This window comes from Blautia sp. OF03-15BH (genome assembly GCF_003463065.1).
Taxonomy (GTDB): Bacteria; Bacillota; Clostridia; order Lachnospirales; family Lachnospiraceae; genus Limivivens.
Window position 1 is genome coordinate 132,233 of record NZ_QSCM01000008.1, and the last position, 7,825, is coordinate 140,057.

Below are 7,825 nucleotides of genomic sequence, written 5' to 3' on the forward strand. Positions count from 1 at the left end.
ATGGCTTACAGAGAAAAAGACACAAAAAAATGGACAGCCCAGTGGTTTGAGACAAATGTTATGGGTGAGAAGAAAAAACGCAGAAAGCGTGGATTTGAAACAAAGCGAGAAGCATTGGAGTTTGAACGAAGTAAAAAGTTGAGCACTGAGCGAAGTATGGATATGAAACTGAGCGATTTTATTGAGATTTATTTTTCAGACAAACAGAATGACCTAAAAGATCGAACAATCAAAAATAAAAGATATATGATGCAACAGCATATCGTTCCATACTTTGGAAATCAGATGATGAGTGAGATCAAGGCTTCACAGATTATTCAGTGGCAGAATGAAATTCAGAAAAAAGGATATTCAGATTCTTATCTGAGAATGATTCAGAATCAGTTGACCAGTCTGTTTACACATGCAGCTAAAATATATGATTTGCCAGTTAATCCATGCAAGAAAGTGAAACGAATGGGAAATTCGGATTCGAGAAGTTTGAACTTCTGGACACTGGACGAGTACAAACAGTTTATACAGACAATGGAGCCGGGAACAAGATATTATCTTATATTTGAGATGCTGTTCTGGACTGGGTGCAGGATTGGGGAGCTGCTTGCGATTACAAAAGCTGATATCAATTTTGAAAAGAATCAGCTTAGTATCAATAAGACTTATTATCGAACAGGAATGCACGATATTATCACAGAACCAAAAACAAAACAGTCCTTTCGGACAATCGAAATTCCAGAATTCCTGAAAGAGGAAATTAAGGAATTTGTAGATGGTCACTACGGAATGCCGGATACGGAAAGATTGTTTCCAGTTGTTCAGGAAGCGGTACAGCATAAAATGAAACGGCAGATTGAGCTGGCAGGAGTGAAGAAAATTCGAGTGCATGATATCAGGCACAGCCATGTGGCTTATCTTATTGAGAAAGGTGTGGAACCGTTATTGATTCGGGACAGATTAGGTCATAAAGATATTCGTATCACATTGAACACTTATGGACATCTTTATCCAAATCAGCAGAGGAAGATTGCAAATCTGCTGGATAATGAAAATGCAGTTACCGGATTGGGAGAAGAAAGAGATGAATGTTGAAAAGGCAAAAGAAAAAGCCCAGATAAATAATCTGAGCAAGTTCTCTGATAATCAGATTCACTGATATACCATCTTGGCAGATTCAGTATATCACGAATTGAATGATACAACAATTCCCGAATATCTGTTCATCAGAGACTTGCCCGGAGGGGCAGGAGGAGATGATGAAATAAATATGAATGAAAAAAATAAAATTGAGAATTGCAGAACAGAACCAAAACTGAAACTGATCAACATGGATTCAGTAGAGGTTGAGCAGATAGAATGGTTGCTTTATCCGTTTATTCCTTATGGAAAAGTGACCATTATACAGGGGGATCCTGGAGAAGGAAAGACAACGATGGTACTTCAGATTATTGCAAAACTGACCAGAGGAGAGCCGATTCTTCCTGTTACTGATACAACGAAAACAAAAGAAAAAAGAAGCGATGAAGTCAATGGCGAGAATGTGGATTTAGATCCCGAAGACAATATGCAGGAACAGTCTTCTGTATCACCTGTAAATGTGATTTATCAGACAGCAGAAGATGGTCTTGGAGATACTATCAAACCCAGATTACTTGCTGCAGGTGCAGATTGTTCAAAGGTGCTGGTGATTGATGACAGCGATCAGCCACTGACGATGGCAGATGTTCGCTTGGAAGAAGCAATCGTGCAGACAAAAGCAAAAATGGTTGTTCTTGATCCGATACAGGGATTCCTGGGAGCAGACGTAGACATGCACCGGGCAAATGAGATCAGGCCATTGATGAAGCGTGTCGCAGTGCTGGCAGAAAAATATCACTGTGCAGTCATTTTAATCGGTCATATGAACAAAAACAGCAACGGCAAATCTTCTTATCGAGGACTTGGCTCCATTGATTTTCAGGCTGCTGCAAGAAGTGTCCTGATTGTCGGGCGAGTGAAAGATGAACCGGAAGTAAGAGTGGTATGTCATACGAAGAGTTCTCTTGCACCGGAAGGAACGTCCATTGCATTCAGGCTGGATAAGAATAATGGATTTGAATGGATTGGAGAATATGATATCAGTGCCGATGAACTTCTTAATGGAGACGGCAGAGGGCAGAAAAGTCGGAAAGCAAAAGAATTTCTCCTTGAAATACTGGCAAATGGAGGAATGACTCAAAAGAAAATTGCAGAAGAAGCCGAAACCAGAGGAATAAAAAGTAAAACGTTATGGAATGCCAAACGGGAACTTGAAATTGATTCTGTAAAACGTGGAAAGCAATGGTATTGGATGCTGCCAGAATAAAAATGGAAGATGGCAAGATTACCATTTCTTAAGAAGAGGGAATCTTGCCACCTTGAAAGGAGAACAGATGCAAAATAAAAATGTACAGATTCCATACGAGTTATTTTTTCAACTCCTGCAATATTTTTTGATGGATAACTACGATGGCGAAGAAATAATCCGGTTGGGATTGGAGAAAAAACTGGATGCAATGGTGAATCGTGAAGTGTATAGCAAATCCAAAACAGCACCAACGGAAGAAGAAAGGGAAAAGTTCCGGCAGGAATATCTGGACAGACGGGGAATACCGGAGAACTTTCGATGGTAAAGGTTCTTTCTGACTACTTTATTACAGGAGCGTGTCACGCACCTGTAGATAGCAGACAAGTAGAAAGCTGGTAAGATGTAGCCGGGAGTTTGTTGGTGGAGAAGAGAATTTTCAAAAGGGAGCCCTGATTCAGGGCGTCCCTGCGGAAACGCTAAATGAAAGGAGAATGGCATAATGCGAGAAGGAAGATTAGGATATAACAGTTATAACAAAAGATATGGATTATTATCATCAGATCTATGGATTGATACAGGATTTCACTGTGGAGAATGCCTGGAAGTGTTGCTTGATGATGAATGGGTTCAGACTAGAATGGAAATGAATCCTGCAAGAGAATGGTATCTTGTAGGAACACCGTATTGTGGTGATCTGGAATATATCCGGGCAAGGATACCGGGATAATTCAGCCATACAAGTAACGCAGGAGTGAACCGACCAACGGGAGGAATAGCCCCCGGCAGGGCGCAAGGGTACTTTTGATGGACGGTACGGCTGTCGAAAGTGCTTTTGCGTTACTTTTGACAAAAGTAACAAAACCGCCGTATCCGGCGAAAGTTTCTTAATATCGCTATTACTGGCGTGAATAAAAATTATGTGCCATATCTAGCACTTGATTAGAAAAGAGGTGAGAAACATTATGATAAAACGAACAATTAGCGGTATGATTGGGAAAGGTTCTCTGGCTCATAACAGGAGAGAGTTTTTCGCAGAGAATGTAGACCCAGACAGAGTACAATTAAATATTTGTTACCAGAATGAAAATCTGAAAGAAGTTTACAAAGAGTTATTTGATGATGCTGTGGAGAGATACAATACCGGGAAAAGAAAAGACCGGAAGATTACAAATTACTATGAAAAAATCCGGCAGGGAAAACAGGAAAAGTTGTTCCATGAAGTGATTTTCCAGATTGGAAACCGAGAAGATATGGCTGTTGGAACAGAAGCAGGAAATCTGGCTGTAAACGTACTGGATGAGTATGTAAAAGATTTCCAGAAACGGAATCCGACACTTCGGGTATTTAGTTGCTATTTGCATCAGGACGAGGCTACTCCACATCTCCACATTGATTTTATTCCTTATGTAACGGGCTGGAAGGGAAAAGGAATGGATACCAGAGTTTCGCTGAAACAGTCATTAAAAGGTCTGGGATTTCAAGGTGGAAATAAGCATGATACGGAACTGAATCAGTGGATAAATCATGAAAAAGAAGTTCTGGCAGAGATTGCAAAGCAGTATGGAATTGAATGGGAACAGAAAGGTACTCATGAGGAACATCTGGATGTTTATAACTTTAAGAGAAAAGAACGGAAAAAGGAAGTACAGGAATTGGAGCAGGAGAAAGAGTATCTAACTGCTGAAAAAGAAGAATTAACAGCACAAATTGCAGAATCCAGGGTAGATATCCAAATTTTAAAAGACGATAAGGAACAGGCAATCAAGGCGAAGCAAGAAGCAGAACAAAAGGCAGGGAACGTAGAAAAAGAACTAAAAAGTCTGGAAGATCGCAGAGAACAGCTACAGCCGATTATGGATAATGTGAGCAAAGAAATTAAGGAATATGGAACGGTTAAAACGTTACTGCCGGAGGCTGGCACTCTGGAACGGGCGGTAACTTACCGGGATAAAAAGATTAAGCCGCTGTTTATTCAATTAAAGAATAAGGTCGCTGCAATGGCGGCTCAGATTAAAGAACTTACGAAAGAGGTGGAAAATTGGAAGGGAAAATATCAAAAGCTGAAACAGAAATATAATGGTATTCAGAGCGAACTGAATGATATGCGTAAAGACAATCAGAAATTGTCAGAAGAAAAAGATACATTACAAGGTGTTTCTGATAGGTATGATCGTGTTGTGCGTGTTCTGGGAATAGAAACTGTAGATGCGGCAGTACAGCAGGATATTCAAAATGAGAAAACTCTGGAAGAAAAGCGACAGATGGAGCAAATGCCGAAGGGAAATATTCATGAAAGATTGGCATGGGGAATGAAAAAGAGCGAGATGGAGAATCAGCAGCGTAAGAAAACTAAATCAAAAAACAGAGAAATGGAGAGATAAGATTATGGAAAAACACATTTATGATGAAAAGAACGGATTAAGATATACTTTGCAAGGAGATTATTATTTGCCAGATTTGGCACTGAATGAAGAAGAACCGACATATGGAAAATATGGAATGTTACGAAAACAATTTCTGAAGGAACACAGATCAGCAAAATATCAATACTTGTTGTTGACTGGAAAGCTGACGGAACATCTGAATCAGATCGATCAGGAGAGCAGAGAACAGGTGGAAATGCTTATGGAACAGATGGCAGAAAAACAGGGTGTAACTGAAGAATTAAAGGTACGGAATCAGATGAAGTGGGTTAGGCTGATGAATAATATAAAAGCCAGTGCAGAAGAAATGGTGTTGAGAGAAACACTTTATATATAAGTATTGTTTGTAAAGGACTGAACAGGAAAAGCACAATACTATCCTGCTTATTAAGATTTATTTCACATCTCTTGATTTTTATTACGGTTACTGATATAGTTATTACAGTAACCGTAATAAGGAGGGGATGCTATGAGGGATAATGTGAAAAGTGGTGCACTCACAGAAGTGACATTCTATATTTTGCTTTCACTCTATTCACCTAAACACGGATATGCTGTCATGCAGTTCATTGAAGAAAAAACAGGTGGGCGGCTTTCATTGGGAGCAGGCACTTTATATGGTGCATTAAATTCAATGCAGGAAAAGGGATGGATTGAGCTTTTCGGAGATAGTGAAGGTAGAAAAAAAGAGTATCTTATCACTGTAAAAGGAAAGGAGATAGCTGAAAAAGAACTTATCAGACTTCGTGAACTTGTAGGTATTGCAAGCGGAATTGTAGGAGGTACATTATGAGCAAAAAGTGTTATCGTTTTTTTGGCGGGCTATTGACGGTACAGAAAAACTGGCTGAATAAGATGGCTGAAAAAGGTTATCGCCTTATTCGAACGGGAAAATTACTCTATGAATTTGAAAAATGTAAGCCAGGTCAAGTTCAATATTGCGTGGAGTTTATAGGACAAAAATCAAAAGCTAATGCTGAAGATTACCATGATTTCTTGGAAGAAATGGGATATTCCGTATTCTATAAAAATATCAATCTTAATTATTCTGTTGGTAAAGTTCGCTGGCGTCCGTGGGCTGAAATTGGCGGTCGTATTGCAACAAACACTACAACATTTAACAGGGAATTGCTGATTGTAGAAAAAGAAAATGATGGAAAACCTTTTGAACTTCATACGTCCTATGAAGATAGGGCAAATTATTACAGTAATTTGCGAAATCCCTGGCTTTTATTAATGCTTATGCTCGTGGCATTTGCTACCGTAAATCGGTCTGTTATTTTAGGCATAGTTGCTGTGATTTTTCTAATCCCTGTCATTATATACCAGTTGCAAATTATGAAAAATAGGCATGAAGCGAAGATGAAGGAGTGGTGATTCAGGATAACAAGGTTGGTTTAGCTGATGCAATGTAATGCACTGTCGTTTGAGGGTTAGTAGCCCGTTCTTAAATTTGTGGGCAGTTTGTTGCTGATGATATAAATATTAGAGAAAATTAATTGAAAGTTAAAAAAAGAAAGTAATAAGTAAACAAAGGCTCAATTGTAAACATGTATTGGGAACGCTATAATGGAAATAAGGACAGGAGGTGCGAACAATGCGTATTGGTGAGCAGATAAAAAACTATCGAAAAACTGAGGGATTAACACAAGAACAGGTGGCAAATTATCTGGGTGTTTCTACTCCTGCGGTAAATAAATGGGAAAAGGGAAATACATATCCGGATATCTCATTACTTCCAGCTTTGGCACGATTATTGAAAATTGATATGAATGAATTGTTTTCGTTTCGTGAAGAATTGACCGAAAAAGAGATTGGACAATTTGTGAATGAACTTTCGGAAGTTTCATTGGACAGCTTTACAGAGGCTTTCGAGATGGCATCTCGTAAAATACAGGAGTATCCTCATTGCGACTTATTAATATATACGATCGCAACCGTTCTGAACGGATCTTTGACTTTGTCAGATCTTAATGGCGAAGAACGAATGGAATATAATGCAGCTATTATTGAGTGGCTGGAACGAACAGCAGACAGTCAGGATGAAAGAGTGAGAAATTCAAGCGTTTTTATACTTGCAACAAAATATGTCCAAATGGAGAAATATGAAGAAGCAAATGCCCTTTTGAAAAAAATTCCTGATACTGTAATTGATGCAACGATTATGAAAACAAGTGTATTAGCACATCAGGAAGGAACAGACACTGCTGCGTTATTCCTGGAAGGGAAACTGCTACAGGCAGTTGTCAATATTCAAAGCTACTTGTATAAGTTAATTGAAATGGAAGAAGAAACAGGAAATCATGATAAAGCAGAGAGAATTGCTGAGATTACAGATCACATGATATCGTTGTTTGGACTATGGAATTACGGCAACACAGTGCCATATCTGCTGATTGCTGGATATCGAAAAGATGTAGAAAAATGTGTTCAGTTAATTAAGCAATTATTAAGTGAATCACAGAAGCCTTGGAATATGACACAATCCCCTTTGTATTACAGGTATGAGGATACTGCACAGGGAAAAGCCTTTTCGGGAGTTGGAAAAAATTTTGTTCGTGAATTGTATTCGGAAATTGAAAATAAGAAAGAGTATGAATTCTTGAGAGGGAATAAGGAACTCGAATTAATTTTTGAGGAACACTTGAAATAGGTTGTAAAAATGTATGGAAATAGATATAGTTGAGAAAGAAGAAAATTTTTGACATTTCCACAGATGCGTGCTAATATGATTATAGAAAAAGAGTGCTACCGATAGACGGTTAGTCCGTTTTACTATTTAGAATATCATCAAAGATAACCGCTTAGTTTACCAGACCAGGGCGGTTATTTTTGTGGTTTATGATTATCTTTGCCTAATGTATATCCGATACTAAAGCAGGTTAAGCCGAAGCTCACTACTGCTATGAAGTCAATAATACTCATTGGCTTAGCCCTCCTTTCCAATGGATTCCTTTACAGGTTTCTATGTAATCAGAGGGTCACAGTCCCTCTGGAGAAGGACTAACCGCCTACCGTTATGGTAGCACCCATGTTTCGATTATAACAGTTAAAAATTACCGGTGCAATATAAAGTTGGTAG

Annotated in this window: 9 protein-coding genes; all 9 read left to right on the forward strand. The window is 38.7% G+C overall.

The window, feature by feature from the left end; genetic code table 11:
* The 9 genes from DXA57_RS10420 (at position 1) to DXA57_RS10460 (ending at position 7,396) form a co-directional block, all read left to right on the forward strand.
* Positions 1-1,086, forward strand: coding sequence for a site-specific integrase (locus DXA57_RS10420; protein WP_117767275.1), 1,086 nt, complete (start codon positions 1-3; stop codon positions 1,084-1,086).
* A 175-nt stretch (positions 1,087-1,261) separates the two neighbouring features.
* Positions 1,262-2,338, forward strand: coding sequence for an AAA family ATPase (locus DXA57_RS10425; protein WP_117767277.1), 1,077 nt, complete (start codon positions 1,262-1,264; stop codon positions 2,336-2,338).
* Between the two features lie 67 nt (positions 2,339-2,405).
* Complete coding sequence (locus tag DXA57_RS10430) at positions 2,406-2,645, forward strand: hypothetical protein (protein ID WP_055258607.1); 240 nt, start codon at positions 2,406-2,408, stop codon at positions 2,643-2,645.
* Between the two features lie 174 nt (positions 2,646-2,819).
* Positions 2,820-3,047: a DUF5348 domain-containing protein gene (locus tag DXA57_RS10435; RefSeq protein ID WP_055258605.1), complete on the forward strand. Its 228-nt coding sequence runs from the start codon at positions 2,820-2,822 to the stop codon at positions 3,045-3,047.
* 235 nt (positions 3,048-3,282) lie between these two features.
* Positions 3,283-4,701 carry a plasmid recombination protein gene (locus DXA57_RS10440; protein WP_117767279.1) on the forward strand — a complete coding sequence of 473 codons (1,419 nt, stop codon included), beginning with the start codon at positions 3,283-3,285 and terminating at the stop codon, positions 4,699-4,701.
* A 4-nt stretch (positions 4,702-4,705) separates the two neighbouring features.
* Positions 4,706-5,080, forward strand: a complete 375-nt coding sequence (locus tag DXA57_RS10445; protein WP_117767282.1) for a TnpV protein — start codon at positions 4,706-4,708, stop codon at positions 5,078-5,080.
* Between the two features lie 132 nt (positions 5,081-5,212).
* A complete protein-coding gene (locus DXA57_RS10450; protein ID WP_055056227.1) occupies positions 5,213-5,536 on the forward strand; it encodes a PadR family transcriptional regulator in 324 nt (107 codons plus the stop codon).
* On the forward strand, positions 5,533-6,120 hold the full coding sequence (locus tag DXA57_RS10455) for a DUF2812 domain-containing protein (RefSeq protein WP_055056226.1): 588 nt from the start codon (positions 5,533-5,535) through the stop codon (positions 6,118-6,120). Before DXA57_RS10450 ends, DXA57_RS10455 begins: the two co-directional genes overlap by 4 nt.
* Before the next feature lie 220 nt (positions 6,121-6,340).
* Positions 6,341-7,396 (forward strand): helix-turn-helix domain-containing protein, encoded by a 1,056-nt coding sequence (locus tag DXA57_RS10460; protein WP_117767285.1) that lies wholly within the window; start codon positions 6,341-6,343, stop codon positions 7,394-7,396.
* Positions 7,397-7,825: the final 429 nt, after the last annotated feature.

Excerpts from the sequence above, each read along its gene's own strand:
- DXA57_RS10420 (WP_117767275.1), top strand. The coding sequence starts at position 1 with ATGGCTTACAGAGAAAAAGACACAAAAAAATGGACAGCCCAGTGGTTT.
- DXA57_RS10425 (WP_117767277.1), top strand. The coding sequence starts at position 1,262 with ATGAATGAAAAAAATAAAATTGAGAATTGCAGAACAGAACCAAAACTG.
- DXA57_RS10430 (WP_055258607.1), top strand. The coding sequence starts at position 2,406 with ATGCAAAATAAAAATGTACAGATTCCATACGAGTTATTTTTTCAACTC.
- DXA57_RS10435 (WP_055258605.1), top strand. The coding sequence starts at position 2,820 with ATGCGAGAAGGAAGATTAGGATATAACAGTTATAACAAAAGATATGGA.
- DXA57_RS10440 (WP_117767279.1), top strand. The coding sequence starts at position 3,283 with ATGATAAAACGAACAATTAGCGGTATGATTGGGAAAGGTTCTCTGGCT.
- DXA57_RS10445 (WP_117767282.1), top strand. The coding sequence starts at position 4,706 with ATGGAAAAACACATTTATGATGAAAAGAACGGATTAAGATATACTTTG.
- DXA57_RS10450 (WP_055056227.1), top strand. The coding sequence starts at position 5,213 with ATGAGGGATAATGTGAAAAGTGGTGCACTCACAGAAGTGACATTCTAT.
- DXA57_RS10455 (WP_055056226.1), top strand. The coding sequence starts at position 5,533 with ATGAGCAAAAAGTGTTATCGTTTTTTTGGCGGGCTATTGACGGTACAG.
- DXA57_RS10460 (WP_117767285.1), top strand. The coding sequence starts at position 6,341 with ATGCGTATTGGTGAGCAGATAAAAAACTATCGAAAAACTGAGGGATTA.